Annotated in this window: 8 protein-coding genes; all 8 read left to right on the top strand. The window is 70.0% G+C overall.

Annotation, left to right across the window (positions count from 1 at the left end; genetic code table 11):
- The first annotated feature begins 102 nt into the window (after positions 1-102).
- The 8 genes from treS to ACFWZ3_RS09305 all read left to right on the top strand — a co-directional run bounded on the left by treS (position 103) and on the right by ACFWZ3_RS09305 (position 16,229).
- Positions 103-3,405: a maltose alpha-D-glucosyltransferase gene (treS, locus tag ACFWZ3_RS09340; RefSeq protein ID WP_439707462.1), complete on the top strand. Its 3,303-nt coding sequence runs from the start codon at positions 103-105 to the stop codon at positions 3,403-3,405.
- Positions 3,402-5,576: a 1,4-alpha-glucan branching protein GlgB gene (gene glgB, locus ACFWZ3_RS09335; RefSeq protein ID WP_439707461.1), complete on the top strand. Its 2,175-nt coding sequence runs from the start codon at positions 3,402-3,404 to the stop codon at positions 5,574-5,576. The genes treS and glgB overlap by 4 nt, the downstream gene beginning before the upstream one ends.
- Positions 5,577-5,838: 262 nt before the next feature.
- The gene (gene glgX, locus ACFWZ3_RS09330; protein ID WP_439707460.1) at positions 5,839-7,950 is read left to right on the top strand and encodes a glycogen debranching protein GlgX; all 2,112 of its coding nucleotides are present in this window, start codon (positions 5,839-5,841) and stop codon (positions 7,948-7,950) included.
- Positions 7,947-9,716, top strand: a complete 1,770-nt coding sequence (treZ, locus tag ACFWZ3_RS09325; RefSeq protein WP_439707459.1) for a malto-oligosyltrehalose trehalohydrolase — start codon at positions 7,947-7,949, stop codon at positions 9,714-9,716. Before glgX ends, treZ begins: the two co-directional genes overlap by 4 nt.
- Positions 9,717-9,867: 151 nt before the next feature.
- Positions 9,868-11,967 carry a 4-alpha-glucanotransferase gene (gene malQ / locus ACFWZ3_RS09320; RefSeq protein ID WP_439707458.1) on the top strand — a complete coding sequence of 700 codons (2,100 nt, stop codon included), beginning with the start codon at positions 9,868-9,870 and terminating at the stop codon, positions 11,965-11,967.
- A gap of 199 nt (positions 11,968-12,166) precedes the next feature.
- Positions 12,167-14,848: a malto-oligosyltrehalose synthase gene (gene treY, locus ACFWZ3_RS09315; protein WP_439707457.1), complete on the top strand. Its 2,682-nt coding sequence runs from the start codon at positions 12,167-12,169 to the stop codon at positions 14,846-14,848.
- Between the two features lie 182 nt (positions 14,849-15,030).
- The gene (locus ACFWZ3_RS09310) at positions 15,031-15,576 is read left to right on the top strand and encodes a sigma-70 family RNA polymerase sigma factor (protein WP_439707456.1); all 546 of its coding nucleotides are present in this window, start codon (positions 15,031-15,033) and stop codon (positions 15,574-15,576) included.
- Positions 15,564-16,229: a ChrR family anti-sigma-E factor gene (locus tag ACFWZ3_RS09305; RefSeq protein ID WP_439707455.1), complete on the top strand. Its 666-nt coding sequence runs from the start codon at positions 15,564-15,566 to the stop codon at positions 16,227-16,229. The genes ACFWZ3_RS09310 and ACFWZ3_RS09305 overlap by 13 nt, the downstream gene beginning before the upstream one ends.
- The last annotated feature ends 210 nt before the right edge of the window (positions 16,230-16,439 follow it).

Below are 16,439 nucleotides of genomic sequence, written 5' to 3'. Positions count from 1 at the left end.
TCGCGCCCAAGGGCGCTCCTACAGGAGAGGGCAGCCTCGGGACGCGATGCCCGCACGCGGGAGCGCCGCCCCATGGCAGCGAAGTGCAAGAAGGATCCCCGCATGAGCGCGCAGTCACGCGCCCCCAAGCGCAGCTTCACCAGCGACCCGCTCTGGTACAAGGACGCGGTCATTTACCAGGTGCACGTCAAGTCGTTCTTCGATTCCAACGACGATGGCGTGGGCGACTTCCAGGGCCTGATCGACAAGCTCGACTACATCGCCGAGCTGGGCGTCAACACGCTATGGCTGCTGCCGTTCTATCCGAGCCCGCGGCGCGACGACGGCTACGACATCTCCGAGTACAAGGCGGTGCACCCGGACTACGGCAAGCTGGCCGACGCCAAGCGCTTCATCGCCGCGGCGCACGCGCGCGGCCTGCGCGTGATCACCGAGCTGGTGATCAACCACACCTCCGACCAGCACCCGTGGTTCCAGCGGGCCCGCCTGGCCAAGCCCGGTTCGGCCGCGCGCAACTTCTACGTGTGGTCGGACACCGACCAGGCCTACTCGGGCACGCGCATCATCTTCCTCGACACCGAGAAATCGAACTGGACCTGGGACGCGGTCGCCGGCCAGTACTTCTGGCACCGCTTCTTCTCGCACCAGCCGGATCTCAACTTCGACAACCCCGCCGTGATCAAGGCGGTGCTGGGCGTGATGCGCTTCTGGCTCGACATCGGCGTCGACGGCCTGCGGCTGGACGCGGTGCCCTACCTGATCGAGCGCGAGGGCACCAACAACGAGAACCTGCCCGAGACGCACGACATCCTCAAACTTATCCGCAAGGAGATCGACGAGCACTATCCCGACCGCATGCTGCTGGCCGAGGCGAACCAGTGGCCGGAGGACACCCAGGACTACTTCGGCGACGGCGACGAATGCCACATGGCATTCCACTTCCCGCTGATGCCGCGCATGTACATGGCGATCGCGCGCGAGGACCGCTTCCCGATCACCGACATCATGCGCCAGACCCCGGCCATTCCCGACAACTGCCAGTGGGCGATCTTCCTGCGCAACCACGACGAGCTGACGCTCGAGATGGTCACCGATGCCGAACGCGATTACCTGTGGGAGACCTATGCCGCCGACCGTCGCGCGCGCATCAACCTGGGCATACGTCGCCGCCTCTCGCCGCTGCTGGAGCGCGACCGCCGCCGCATCGAGCTGATGAACTCGCTGGTGATCACCATGCCGGGCACGCCGGTGCTGTACTACGGCGACGAGCTGGGCATGGGCGACAACATCCACCTGGGCGACCGCGACGGCGTGCGCACGCCGATGCAGTGGTCGATGGACCGCAACGGCGGCTTCTCCAAGGCGGACCCGGCCAAGCTGGTGCTGCCGCCGATCATGGACCCGCTCTATGGCTACCAGGCGGTCAACGCCGAGGCACAGGCGCGCGACCCGCACTCGCTGCTCAACTGGACCCGTCGCGTGCTGGCCGTGCGCAAGCGCTACAAGGCGTTCGGCCGGGGCAGCATCAAGTTCCTCTATCCGGGCAACCGCAAGATCCTGGCCTACCTGCGCGAGTACGAGGACGAGCAGGTGCTGTGTGTGGCCAACATGTCGCGCACGCTGCAGGCGGTCGAGCTGGACCTGGGCTCCTTCGATGGCCGCGTGCCGGTGGAGATCCTTGGCGGCACGCCGTTCCCGCCGATCGGCCGGCTGCCCTACCTGCTGACGCTGCCGCCGTTCGGCTTCTACGCCTTCCAGCTTTGCGCCAATGCGCAGATGCCGTCGTGGCACCAGCCGCCGGCCGAGCCCATGCCGGAATACGAAACACTGGTGCTGCGCGGCCCGCTGGTGGAAGGCCCGGTCATGGCGCACCATCGCGGCGTGGTCGAGCGCGACGTGCTGCCGACCTACCTCGGCCGGCGCCGCTGGTTCGGTGCCAAGGACCGCGGCATCGCGTCGATCAGCGTGATGTACGGGCAGCCGTGGCCGGATCGCGGCGAGGACCTGGTGATCACCGAAATCATCGCCACGCTCGACGATGGCGGCATCGAGCGCTACTGCCTGCCGCTGGGCATCATCTGGGAGGACGAGAACCCGCCGGCCCGCGCGCAGCAGCTGGCGCTGGCCCGGGTGCGCCGCGGGCGCCGCGTGGGCTACCTCACCGACGGCTTCGTGCTCGATGCGTTCATCTCCGGCCTGCTGCGGGGCCTGCGCCAGCGGCTGGAGATGCCGCTCAAGCGAGGCGGGGCGATCCGCTTCACCGCAACGCCGGCCTTCGACGCGCTCGACTTCCCGCCCGACGCCGAGAACCGCTGGCTGTCGGCCGAGCAATCGAACAGCTCCGTGATCGTGCACGAGCGCGGCATGCTCAAGCTCTACCGGCACATCGCGCACGGCATCAACCCAGAGCTGGAGATGGGCCGCCACCTGACCCGGGTCGGCTACGCCAACACGCCGCCACTGCTAGGCGAGGTGCTGCACGTGGGCGCCGACGGCATTCCCTCGGCACTGGCCGTGCTGCAGGGCTTCGTGCGCAACCAGGGCGACGCCTGGCGCTGGACGCTCGATTACCTGCAACGCACCTGGGACGAGTTCAGCCACGCCGAGGACGACGCAGCACGCGCGGAGATCCTGGCCGACTACGACAACTTCGCTGCGGCCGTCGGCACGCGCCTGGGCGAACTGCATGCCCTCCTCGCGCAGCCGAGCGAGGACGACGCCTTCCGGCCCGAAACCGCCGACGCCTCCCATCTGGACGGCTGGGCGGCCGATGCGCGTGCGCAACTGCAGCGTGCGCTGGAAGCCCTGGAGGGCCTCGACCCCGAGGACGGCGCCCTGCGTGCACAGCGCGAGCGCCTTTTCGAACGGCGCGAGGCGCTGTGCCGGCGCATCGATGCGCTGGCACGGCACGGCGAAGGCGCACTGCGCACGCGCGTGCACGGCGACTTCCACCTGGGCCAGGTGCTGGTGGTGCAGGGCGACGCCTGGCTGATCGACTTCGAAGGCGAGCCGGCGCGTCCGCTGGAGGAGCGGCGCATCAAGACCACGCCGCTGCGCGACGTCGCCGGCTTCCTGCGCTCGCTGGACTACGTCGCGGCCGTCGCGCAGCGTGGCGAGGAGGGCATGGCGCCGATCGAGGACCCGTTGTTCGCGCCGTTCCTGGAGCGCTTCCGCCTGCGCGCCTCCGAAGTGTTCCTGGCTGCCTATATCGCGGTCCTCGAGCGCGCGCCGGTGCGCTGGATCGGCGCCGACGCGCTGGCGCCGATGCTCGAACTGTTCCTGCTCGACAAGGCCGCCTACGAGATCGCCTACGAAGCGGCCAATCGGCCCGGGTGGCTCGGCGTGCCGTTGCAGGGACTGCTGCGGTTGACCGACGAGGCCGCCATCGGCGGGGCGGGCACGTGAGCCGCTGGCGTCCCGATCCCGGTGCCGTCGACGCGCTGCTGCAGGCGCGCCATGCCGATCCGTTCGCGGTGCTCGGACCGCATCAGGTCGATGGCCAGCGCGTGGTGCGCACGCTGCAGCCGGGCGCGCACGGTGTCGAGGCGATCGACCGCCAGGGCCAGGTCCTCGGCCCGCTCGAACCCGTGGCCGATGGTCTGTTCGCCGGCCCGGTGCCGGGCGAGGGCGGCTATCGCCTGCGCGTGCACTGGCCGACGGCGGCGCAGGAGCTGGACGATCCCTACGCCTTCGGCACCCTGCTCGATGACCACGACCTGGACCTGCTCGCACAGGGCCAGCACCCGGAGCTATGGCGTCAGCTCGGTGCGCACCCGGTCGAGCGCGACGGCGTGCCGGGCGTACGCTTTGCCGTATGGGCGCCGAACGCGCGGCGGGTCAGCGTGGTCGGCGACTTCAACCAGTGGGACGGGCGCCGCCACCCGATGCGCGTGCGCCTGCCGCATGGGGTGTGGGAGCTGTTCGTGCCGGGCCTGCGCGCCGGCGCGCGCTACAAGTACGAGATCCTCGGCGCGGACTTCTCGGTGCAGCAGAAGGCCGACCCGGTAGCGCTGGCGACCGAGCCGCCGCCGGCGACCGCCTCGGTGGTCGCACCCGATGCGCCGTTCCGCTGGACCGACCACGCCTGGATGGCCGAACGCGCCATGCGCCAGCGGCTCGATGCGCCGCTGTCGATCTACGAGCTGCACGCCGGTTCCTGGTGGCGCGACGAGCAGGGCGAATCCCCCGGCTGGGACGGCCTGGCCGAACGCCTGATTCCCTATCTGGTCGGCATGGGCTTCACCCACCTCGAGCTGCTGCCGGTCGCCGAGCACCCGTTCGGCGGCTCATGGGGCTACCAGCCGCTGGGCCAGTACGCACCGACCGCGCGCTTCGGCCCGCCCGAGGCGTTCGCGCGTTTCGTCGACCGCTGCCACGAGGCGGGGCTGGGCGTGATCGTCGACTGGGTGCCCGCACACTTTCCCACCGACGTGCACGGCCTGGCCCGCTTCGACGGCACCGCGCTGTACGAACACGCCGACCCGCGCGAGGGTTTCCACCAGGACTGGAACACGCTCATCTACAACCTGGGCCGCAACGAGGTTTCCGGCTTCCTGATCGGCAGCGCGCTGGCCTGGCTCGAGCGCTTCCACATCGACGGCCTGCGCGTGGACGCGGTCGCCTCGATGCTCTATCGCGACTACAGCCGCAAGCACGGCGAATGGGTGCCCAATATCCACGGCGGGCGCGAGAACCTCGAATCGATCACCTTCCTCAAGCGCTTCAACACGGTCGTGCACCAGCGGCATCCGGGCGTGCTCACCATCGCCGAGGAATCGACCGCCTGGCCGGGAGTCACCCGCGCGCCCACCGACGGCGGCCTGGGCTTCGACTACAAGTGGAACATGGGCTGGATGCACGACACGCTCGAGTACATGTCGCGCGATCCGATCCATCGGCGCTGGCACCACCACGAGATGACGTTCTCGATGGTGTACGCATATTCGGAGCATTACGTGCTGCCGCTCTCGCACGACGAGGTCGTGCACGGCAAGCGGTCGTTGCTCGGCCGCATGCCGGGCGACGACTGGCAGCGCTTCGCCAACCTGCGCGCCTACTACGGCTTCATGTGGGCCCATCCGGGCAAGAAGCTGTTGTTCGCCGGCGGCGAACTGGCGCAGCCGACCGAGTGGAACCATGACGCGCAGCTGCCGTGGCACCTGCTGGACGATCCGCGCCACCGCGGCGTGCAGCAACTGCTGCGCGACCTCAACCATCTGCTCGCGCGCGAGCCGGCACTGCACGCGTGGGACGGCGATCCGCGCGGCTTCCGCTGGGCCATCGGCGACGACGCGGGCAACAGCGTGTTCGCCTGGCTGCGCTTCGCCGAGGGCGCGCGCCCGGCGCTGGTGGTGAGCAACCTCACGCCGACGCCGCTGCATGACTACCGCATCGGCGTGCCGCGCGAAGGCCGCTGGGAGCTGGCGATCAACAGCGACGATGCCCGCTACGGCGGCTCCGGCGTGGGGCAGGACGAGGCGCAGGCGGAGCCGGTGCCGGTCCATGGGCAATCGCACTCGCTGGCGCTTTCGCTGCCGCCCCTGGCTACGTTGATCTACCTGGCGGATCGGGCATGAGCGCAGGGGCTGCCTGCGGCGTGGGGTATCGCGCTCCGTCCACCCCTATCCGCCTGTCGGCACCTTCCCCCGTGGAACGGGGGAAGGCTCACTACCGGGCCTCACGGCAACCGATCCCCCAACTGCCTGCAAGCCGACGAGCCCAGGGCCGCACCTCACCAAAGCCGATCCTTCCCCCGCCCGCGGGGGAAGGTGCCCGAAGGGCGGATGGGGGAAGCCTTGCCTCAGCCCGGCACACCCGCGCCACAAAGCGGAGCATCTGATGCCCACGCTCCCCGAACGCATGCAACCGGGCTCGCCGTATCCGCTGGGCGCGCACTGCGACGGCATCGGCACCAACTTCGCCGTGTTCTCGGCCCACGCCGAGCGCATCGAGCTGTGCCTGTTCGATCCTTCCGGTCGCCGCGAGATCGCACGCTACGAACTGCCCGAGTGCACCGACGAGATCTGGCACGGCTACCTGCCGCGCCTGCGCGGCGGGCAGCTCTACGGGTACCGCGCCTACGGCCCCTACGAACCGGAGCAGGGCCATCGCTTCAACCCCAACAAGCTGCTGCTCGACCCGTACGCCCGCCTGCTCGCCGGCCAATTGCGCTGGTCCGATGTACTGCACGGCTACCGCGTGTCCTCGCCGCGGGCGGACCTCTCCTTCGACCGCCGCGACAGCGCCGCGGCCATGCCCAAGGCGGTGGTGGTCGACGAGCCGATGCACTGGGAAGGCCGCACGCAACGCCCGCGCACGCCGTGGTCGAAGACCATAGTCTACGAGGCCCACGTCAAGGGCATGACCCGCACGCTCAAGCGTATCCGGCCGCACGAGCGGGGCACTTTCCTCGCGCTGGCCGATCCCTACGTGATCGACCACCTGGTCCACCTGGGCATCACGGCCATCGAACTGCTGCCGATCCATGCCTTCGTGCAGGACCGCCGCCTCACCGAGATGAAGCTGCGCAACTATTGGGGCTACAACACGCTGGCGTTCTTCGCGCCGGAACCGTCGTACCTGGCCGAAGGCGCGCTCAACGAGATCCGCGCCGCCGTGCAGGCGCTGCATGCGGCGGGCATCGAGGTGATCCTCGACGTGGTCTACAACCACACCGGCGAGGGCAGCGAACTGGGCCCCACGCTCAGCTTCCGCGGCCTGGACAACGCCAGCTATTACCGCCTGCTGCGCGACAATCCGCGCCACTGCATCAACGACACCGGCACCGGCAACACCGTCAACACCTCGCACCCGCGTGTGCTGCAACTGGTGATGGACTCGCTGCGCTACTGGGTGCAGACCTTCCATATCGACGGCTTCCGCTTCGACCTGGGCGTGACCTTGGGCCGCGAGGCGAACGGCTTCGATCCGAACTGCGGCCTGTTCGACGCCATGCGCCAGGACCCGGTGCTCAACGGCGTCAAGCTGATCTCCGAGCCGTGGGACGTGGGTCCCGGCGGTTACCAGCTCGGCAACCATCCGCCCGGCTTTGCCGAATGGAACGGCAAGTTCCGCGACGACGTGCGCCGCTTCTGGAAAGGCGACGCCGGCCTGCGCGGTGCGCTGGCCGGGCGGCTGCAGGGTTCGGCCGACCTGTTCGACCACCAGCACCGCCGGCCGTGGGCCTCGGTCAATTTCATCACCGCGCACGACGGCTACACCCTGCAGGACCTGGTCAGCTACGAGCAGAAGCACAACCAGGCCAACGGCGAGGACAACCGCGACGGCGCCAACGACAACGAGAGCAACAACCACGGCGCCGAGGGGCCTACGGAGAATGCCGGCATCCTCGACGCCCGCGGCCGCGCCAAGCGCGCCATGCTGGCGACGCTGCTGTTCTCGCACGGCACGCCGATGTTGCTGGGCGGCGACGAGTTCGGCCGCAGCCAGGGCGGCAACAACAACGCCTACTGCCAGGACAACGAGATCTCCTGGTTCGACTGGAAGCTCGCGCAGTCCGACGGTGGTCGCGCTCTGACGGACTTCGTCGCCCGCCTGATCCGCCTGCGCGAGCAGCATCCGACCCTGCGCGCGGACAGCTTCATGCACGGCGGCCCCGACCTGCTGCCCGGACTGGCGCCGGTGTCCTGGTACAACGAGCGGGGCAGCGCGATGAAGCAGAGCGACTGGAACGATGCGCAGGGCCGCCTTCTGATGCTGCGCCGCGCGCTGACCAAGGGGCGGCGCCACATCGACGTGACCCTGTTGCTGATCAACGGCACCGGCGAACCCCACGCCTTCGAGCTGCCCGAGCCGAAGTTGCCCTGGCGGCTGCGCATCGACACCGGTAACCCCGAGGCTCCCGAGCGCAACGTCGAAGAAAACACGATCGAAATGAAGGGCCTGAGCGTCATGCTGCTTTCGGCCGCGCCGCGGCAGGACGGTGCATGAGCGGGCGCTTCCGCCACGCCATGCCTTACGGCGCCGAACTGCAAGGCGATGGACGTACGCGCTTCCGGCTGTGGGCGCCTGACGTCGTGCAGGTGCAACTGGAGCTCGGGCAGGGCGGAACGCAGCCGATGCGCACGCTGGACGACGGCTGGCACGAGTGCCTTGCGGAGGCGCCGCCCGGCACCCGCTATCGCTTCCACGTCGGCAAGGATCTGCGCGTGCCCGACCCGGCCTCGCGGCTGCAGCAGGGCGGCGACGTACACGGCGCCAGCGTCGTGGTCGACCCCGTGGCATTCGAATGGCAGCACGGCGACTGGCGCGGGCGGCCATGGCACGAGGCGGTGATCTACGAGCTGCACGTGGGCGCCTGCGGCGGCTTCCGCGGCGTGCAGGCCATGCTGCCGCGCCTGCACGCGCTCGGCGTCACCGCGATCGAACTGATGCCGATCGCGCAGTTTCCCGGCGAGCGGAACTGGGGCTACGACGGCGTGCTGCCGTTCGCCCCGGCGGCGGCCTACGGCACGCCCGACGAACTCAAGGCGCTGGTCGACGCGGCGCACGGGCTGGGGCTGGTGATGATCCTGGACGTGGTCTACAACCACTTCGGTCCGGACGGGAATTACCTGGGCGCCTACGCCTCGCCGTTCTTCCGCAAGGACGGCCCCTCGACGCCTTGGGGTGCCGCGATCGACGTGGCACAGCCGCCGGTGGGCGACTTCTTCGTGCACAACGCGCTCTACTGGCTGGAGGAATACCGCTTCGACGGCCTGCGCCTGGACGCGGTGCATGCGCTGCACAACCCGGCCTGGCTGCTCTCGCTGGCCGCCCGCGTGCGGGCCGCGATGGACGGGCGGCAGGTGCACCTGATCCTGGAGAACGAGGCCAACCAGGCGCACCTGCTCGGGCCACACCGCTTCGACGCGCAGTGGAACGACGATTTCCATAACGCGCTGCACGTGATGCTCACCGGCGAGCGCGCCGGGTACTACGGCGCCTATGCCGACGACCCCACGGGCAGGCTGGTGCGGTGCCTGGGCGAGGGATTTGCCTGGCAGGGCGAGCCGATGCGCGGCAAGCCCCGCGGCGAACCGAGCGGCCACCTGAGCCCGTCGTGCTTCGTCGAGTTCCTGCAGAACCACGACCAGGTCGGCAATCGCGCCCTGGGCGAACGGCTCGCCGAACTGGTCGAGCCGAAGCTCCTGGAGGCGGCGCTCGCCTTGCTGCTGCTGACCCCTTCCGTGCCGATGTTGTTCATGGGCGAGGAATGGGGCAGCCGCCGGCCGTTCCTGTTCTTTACCGACCAGCAGACCGAGGAGTTGCGCACGGCCGTGCGCGAGGGTCGGCGGAAAGAGTTCGCCGACTTCGAAAGCCACGGCAAGGGCGACGTGCCCGATCCGAATGCCCCGGCCACCTTCGAACGATCCACGCTGGACACCACCGAAGCAGGCAGCGCAGAAGGCCTCGCCCGGCTCACTCTGGTCCGCCTGCTGCTGGTGCAACGGCGGCAGTACCTGATGCCACGCCTGGAGCAGGCACGACCGTTGGGTGCGCGGGCCCTCGGCGAGCATGCGCTGCAGGCGCATTGGCAACTCGGCGACGCGCGCCTGCATGTCTACTGCAACCTGGGCGAGCGTGCAGCCGACGTCGACGCCAAGCCAACACCCGATGCGCGATGGTTACACGGCGAGGCGTCGGCGATCGCCGCCTTGGCCGAAGGCCGCCTCGATCCCGCCTGCACCCTGGTCTGCCTGGAACCTTCGGCATGAGTTTCACCCTCATCCCCCGCGCCCCTGTAGGAGCGCACCCTGTGCGCGACCCGCGAGGTAACGTGACCCCGCGACATCCCCATCCCTGTAGGAGCGCCCTCGGGCGCGACCGCGTCGTCTGCAAGGACCGCGACCCGGAGCGGGGTCGACTGTGAGCGACCTCGACGCCCGCCTCGCCGAGCTTGCCGGGCAGGCCGGCGTCGACGTGCACTGGCGCGATGCCAACGACCGCCCGCAGGAGGTAGCGCCGCCCACGCTGCGCGCCGTGCTCGATGCGCTCGGCCTGCCGTGCGCGAACGAAGGCGACATCGACGACAGCCTCGACCGGTTGCGCCGCGAGCGCGAAGGAGCCCAGCTGCCGCGCCTGCTGGTGGCCGACGCCGGTGGCTCCATTGCATTGCCGCCTGCCCACGCGCTGCGCCATTACCGCATGGAAGACGAGCAGGGCAGTCCGGTCGACGAGGGCACCCTGGCGGCGGACGAACGCATGCTGCGCGTGCCCGCGATACCCGGTTACTACCGCCTGCTGCTGGGCGAGGACGAATGCACGCTCGCCGTCGCCCCGGCGCGCGCGTTCGGCGTGGGCGACATCGCCGGCGCGCGCAGCCGCCCCTGGGGCGTGGCCGTGCAACTGTCGAGCCTGCGTCGGCCGGGCGATGGCGGCATCGGCGACTTCACCGCGCTGGAACAGTGCGCCCGCGCGGCCGCCACGCGCGGCGCCGACGCGCTGGCGATCAGCCCGGTGCATGCGTTGTTCGCCGCGGCGCCCGAGCGCTACAGCCCATATGCGCCATCCAGCCGGCTGTTCCTCAACCCGCTGTACGTCGACCCCGGGCGCGTGGGCGGCGCCTCGGCGCTGCGCACGGTCATCGACGCACACAACCTGCGCCAGGAACTGGCCGAGCTCGAATGGCTCGAACTGATCGACTGGCCACGGGCGGCGCGCGCGCGCATGACGCTGCTGCGCACGCTGTTCGAATGGTCCACCGCCGACTCCAAGCTGACCCAGGCGCTGTGCGCTTTCCGCAAGGCACAGGGCGAGGCGCTCGAGCGCCATGCGCGGTTCGAGGCGTTGCAGGTGCACTTCCGCGCGCACGACATGCCCGGCGGCTGGCAGGCCTGGCCGGCCGAATACCACGACCCGGCCGGCCCTGCGGTGGCGACCTTCGCGCGCGAGCACAGCCGCGAGGTGGCCTTCCACGCGTTCCTGCAGTGGCTGGCGATGCGCGGGCTGGAAGACGCGCAGCACACGGCGCGCGCCTCGGGCATGGCGATCGGTTTGATTTCGGACCTGGCGGTCGGCACGGACCCCGGCGGCAGCCAGGCCTGGAGCCACCAGGGCGAGTTGCTGCACGGCCTGTCGGTCGGCGCGCCGCCGGACCTGCTCAACCGCAACGGGCAGGACTGGGGCCTGACCACCTTCTCTCCGGCGGGCCTCAAGCGCAGTGGCTATGCCGGCTATCTCGCGATGCTGCGCACTGCGCTCGCGCATGCCGGCGGCGTGCGCATCGACCACGTGCTGGGCCTCAAGCGGCTGTGGCTGGTACCGCATGGCCACGGCGCGACCGAGGGCGCCTACGTGCGCTATCCGATCGAGGACATGCTGCGGCTGCTCGCGATCGAATCGCATCGCAACCGGGCAATCGTCATCGGCGAAGACCTGGGCACCGTGCCCGCCGACTTCCGCCAGCGCCTTGGCGAGGCGGGTGTGCTGGGCATCCGCGTGCTGTGGTTCGAGCGCGCGGCCGACCGCGGTTTCATCGCGCCGAAGCACTGGTCGCCCGAGGCGATGGCGACCACCTCGACGCATGACGTGGCGACCGTGGCCGGCTGGTGGAGCGGGCGCGACATCGCATGGCGCGCCCGCGCGGGCCTGGCCGAGCCGGGTGTGGACGAAATCGCCGCGCGCGCGCTCGATCGCGATCGACTGTGGCGCGCGCTGTGCGCGTCCGGTGCGGCGCAGGATGCCGGCGGCTCACCGGACGAGAACCGGCCACCCTCGCCGGAAGACGTGACGCCGGTGGCCATCGCGGCCGCGGGCCACGTGGCGCGGGCGCCGGCGCCGCTGGTCATCGTTCCAGCCGAGGACCTGCTGGCGTTGCCGGAACAGCCGAACTTGCCGGGCCCGACCGACGCGCTGCATCCCAACTGGCGCCGCCGATTGCCGGAGTCAGCCGCGCTGCTGTTCGATGGTCCGGTGGCGCAGGCATGCTGTGCTGCCGTGGCCGCGGCGCGAAACAACGCGCCGTGAGCGCGCGACCGCACGCCTTGACTCCCTCTCCCCCGTCGGGGGAGAGGGCTGGGGCGAGGGGGAGGTCTTACCTGCAAGGCTCCGCGCAAGCGCAGCCCCTCACCCAAACCCTCTCCCCGGAGGGGAGAGGGCTTCACATCGCGGGGCTTCCGACTCCGTTCGCCCCGGGCGTGGCGAAGCGAAGTCCAAGGGCCTCGCCGTGAACGACCGCGTGCCCAGCCCGCCGCGCGCTCTCGCGCGCCTGCAACTGCATGCCGGCTTCACCCTCGACGATGCCGCCGCGCAGGTCGACTACTACGCCGACCTGGGTGTGAGCCACCTCTACGCCTCGCCGCTGTTCACCGCGCGCCCCGGTTCGAACCACGGCTACGACGTCATCGACTACCACCGGGTCAACCCCGAACTCGGCGGCGAACCGGCGCTGCAACGGCTGGTGCAGGCGCTGCGCGCGCGCGGCATGGGTCTGGTGCTGGACATCGTCCCGAACCACATGTTCGCCGGTCCCGGCAACGCCTGGTGGATGGATGTCCTGTGCCATGGCCGCGCCAGCGCCTACGCCGGCTACTTCGACATCGACTGGCGCAGCCCCGATCCGCTGGTGCGCGGACACGTGCTGCTGCCCATCCTGGGCAAGCCCTACGCACAGGCGCTGCGCGACGGCGACGTCCGGCTTGGTCATGAGGGCGGGAACTACGTCTTGCGCGTGCACGACAACCCGTTGCCGCTCGCGCCACCGTCGATCGAGGCGCTGCGCAGGGCAGGGGAGCCCTCGCGGGTGCTGTCGGCGCACGACGCCACGCGCGAGGCGGGCTTCGGCCAACTGCACGCCCTGCTGGAACAGCAGCACTACCGCCTGGCGCTGTGGAAGCTCGCCAACGACATGATCGATTACCGGCGCTTTTTCGACATCAACGAATTGGTCGGCCTGCGCATGGATCGCACGCGCGTGTTCGAGGACAGCCATGCACTGGTGTTCCGCCTCTACGCCGAAGGCCTGATCGACGGCCTGCGCGTTGACCACGTCGACGGCCTGGCCGATCCGCACCGCTATTGCCGCCAGTTGCGCCATCGACTGCGCCGCCTGCAGCGGCAGCGTCCGGCCGGCGCGCCGCGCGGGCCGGCGTACCTGGTGGTGGAAAAAATCCTGGCCGAAGGCGAGCGCCTGCGCCCGGACTGGCGCATGGACGGCACCACTGGCTACGAATTCATGGACCAGGTCGGCGCACTGATGCACGACGGCGCCGGCGAGGCCATGCTGACCGAACTGTGGCAGGCGATCAGCGGCGAGCGCGCCGACTTCGCGACGGTGGCGCGCGCGGCGCGTCGGCAGATCCTGGTCGACAGCTTCGAGGCCGAACTGGACCGCACCGCGCGTGCCCTGTTCGACGCCGCGCGCGCCGACGTCTCAACCCGCGACGTCAGCCTGCCGGCGATCCGCCGCGTGCTGGTCGAGCTGCTGGTGCACTTCCCGGTGTACCGCACCTACGCCGGCGGCCTGGGCCGCGATGCGGTCGACGAGGCGGTGTTCCAGCAGGCCTATGCACGCGCCCGCCACCACGTGCGCATCGAGGATCGCGAACTGCTGGCCGAAGTGGCCGCCTGGCTCGGCGGGCAGGCGCCGCGCGGCTTGCCGCCGGGACGCGTGCGGCAGGCCCGCGAGCGGGCGATGCGGATCTTCCAGCAGGCCACCTCGCCGATGGCCGCCAAGGCAGTGGAGGACACCGCCTGCTATCGCTACGGACGGCTGCTCTCGCGCAACGAGGTGGGCGCCGACCCCGGCCACCTGGCGCTGGACATCCCCACCTTCCACGCGTTGTGCGCCGAGCGCGCACGCGACTACCCGCACAACCTGCTGGCCACCGCGACCCACGACCACAAGCGGGGCGAGGACGCCCGTGCCCGCCTGGCGGTGCTCTCGCAGGCGGCCGTGGTGCCGCACTGGGCCAGCACGGTCGAGCGCTGGCGCGAGCGCAACGGCCACCTGCGCACCGCCATCGACGGCGCACCGGCGCCGTCCCCCGCCGACGAGTACATGCTCTACCAGACCCTGCTCGGCGCCTGGCCGCTGACGCTCGCGCCGGACGATCGCGAGGGCCTCGAGGCCTTCCGCGCACGCGTGGCCCAGTGGCAGCGCAAGGCACTGCGCGAGGCCAAGCGCCGTTCGCGCTGGAGCCGTCCCAACGAGCCGTACGAGGACGCCTGCGACGCGTTCCTGACCGCAATGCTGGCCCCGGCCCACGGCTTCGCCGGCGAACTGCACGCCTTCGTGCAGCGCATCGCAGCCGCGGGCGCCGCCAACAGCCTGGTGCAGACCGCGCTGCGACTGACCACGCCCGGCGTGCCCGACACCTACCAGGGCACGGAATGCTGGGACTTCAGTCTTGTTGACCCGGACAACCGAAGCCCGGTCGATTTCGACGCGCGGCGTGCGGGCCTGGCCGGGGCGGCCTCGTGGGACACCCTCCTGAGTGGCTGGCGCGATGGTCGCCTGAAGCAGCGCCTGATTCGGGAACTGCTGCAGCTGCGCGCGCGCCATCCCGCCGTGTTCGCACGCGGCAGCTACACGGCGCTCGCCGTGGAAACCGCGGAAGGCACACCGAGCGACCGCGTGCTGGCATTTCAACGCCAACTCGACGGCTCGGCGATCATCATCGTCGTGCTTCGCCACACCGGCGGTGTGCTGCTCGATACCTCGTCGCCCTCCTGGAACGCCCGCGCGACCCATGCCTTGCTGCCGACGGGCTCGCACCTGCGCGGTATGGCCGCCGGCCGCTACCGCAACGTGCTGGGCACCGCTGAGCTGAGCCTGCCGCAGGAGAGCGACCCGTCGGCCTGGTTGATGCCCTTGCCGGTGGCAGTACTGGAACCGCTTGGTTCCTGAGGTCAGTGCAAGCGGGTGGTGACCGCACCCGGGATTCGACGCGTGCATGCATCCATTGGCACGCCCAAGGCGTATGCGGGACGACCCTTGGCTGCGCGAACGACGATGGACGCCTTCCGACCCACCGCGACGACACGCGTTTTGAGGCTGCGACCGCTTTGCAGAACCCAGCCAGCCCCGCGATGCACGACTGGACTGCCCAGATGGAGGCGGTCGCCCGCTGCCGCGATCGCGACAGCTTCATGCGCATCTATGACCATTTCGCGCCGCGCGTGCGGCGCTACCTGCTCGGCATGGGCGTGGGCAGCGGGATGGCCGAGGAGCTCACCCAGGAGGCGCTGCTGCGCGTCTGGCAGCGGGCCCATCAATATGACGCCGGACGCAGCAGCTTGTGCACGTGGCTGTTTCGCATCGCGCGCAATCTTCACATCGACCGCGTACGCAGCGAGCCCGGCTGGTACCACGCTCAACAATATGTCGACGAGCTGGACGGTAACGTCGACGACACGCGGCCAGCCGGTACCGAAACGTATGCGGAAGAAGCCAACCTGCGGCAGGCCGTCCAGCAGCTGCCTGACATCCAGGCACGGTTGATTCACATGTCGTACTTCGAAGCCAAGAGCCAACAGGCAATCGCCAACGAACTGGACATGCCGCTGGGCACGGTCAAATCCCGCCTGCGTCGCGCCTTTCTCACACTGCAGACCGAACTCGCATGCAAGCGATGACCCCTCGGCACCATCTGGGCGAAGCCACGCTGTTGAGTTATGCAGCGGGAGCGCTGCCGGTCGCACTCGCGATCGTGGCCGCGACGCACCTGAGCCTGTGCGCCTCGTGCCGCCGGCAGTTGCGCCTGGCCGAACGTATCGGCGGCGGCCTGATGGCCTTGCAGACGGGCGCGCCGTCCCCGGCCGGTGCGCGCGAGGCGATGCTCGCGCGCCTGGACGAGCCGCTCCGGACCCATGCCGCGGATGCGCACGAAGCACTGCCGATCGATGATCCACATGCCCTGCCGGTTCCACTGCATCCATACTTCGGCCGCGCGTTCGACGCGTTGCGCTGGCGCTGGATGGCGCCCGGCATGCACTACATCCGCGCAAGGGTCGACCGGGGCACGCTGCTGCTGATCCGCATCGCTCCCGGCAAGGGCCTGCCGAGGCACGGCCACCACGGTGACGAACTCACCTGCGTCTTGCAGGGTGCCTACGACGACGAGTTCGGCCACTTCAGGCACGGTGACCTGGCTGAATTGGGTAGCGAGGAACGTCACAAGCCGGTATCGGCGGCGGGCGTGCCGTGCATCTGTGTCGGCGGACTGATAGGTGGCCTGCGCTACGAAAGCTGGTTCGCACGAGCGCTGCAGCGGCTGCTCGGGATCTGACGGGTTCGTTTGCGGGCCTTCGACGACAACGTTTCCGCCAGGCGGGGAACCGACCCGCGTGAGTCGCGCTCATAAGCGCTGCAGCGTCCGGAGGGTGGCTGTACCCGGAGCGGAAGATGGCTGGTCATCGACCATGCCACCGGAGCGGCCCGGGCACCAACGGGTAGGGCCGGAAGATCACTGAGCCGGCGCACAGGGCCTTGTTTGTCC

The organism is Frateuria sp. GZRR35 (genome assembly GCF_051900415.1).
Classification (GTDB): Bacteria; Pseudomonadota; Gammaproteobacteria; order Xanthomonadales; family Rhodanobacteraceae; genus Frateuria_A.
Note: the sequence above shows the minus strand (reverse complement) of the source record. Positions and strands in the feature narration are given on the sequence as shown.

Bases quoted from the DNA above. Each gene is read 5' to 3' on its own strand.
- ACFWZ3_RS09310 (WP_439707456.1), top strand. From the start codon at position 15,031: ATGCACGACTGGACTGCCCAGATGGAGGCGGTCGCCCGCTGCCGCGAT.
- treZ (WP_439707459.1), top strand. From the start codon at position 7,947: ATGAGCGGGCGCTTCCGCCACGCCATGCCTTACGGCGCCGAACTGCAA.
- glgX (WP_439707460.1), top strand. From the start codon at position 5,839: ATGCCCACGCTCCCCGAACGCATGCAACCGGGCTCGCCGTATCCGCTG.
- treS (WP_439707462.1), top strand. From the start codon at position 103: ATGAGCGCGCAGTCACGCGCCCCCAAGCGCAGCTTCACCAGCGACCCG.
- ACFWZ3_RS09305 (WP_439707455.1), top strand. From the start codon at position 15,564: ATGCAAGCGATGACCCCTCGGCACCATCTGGGCGAAGCCACGCTGTTG.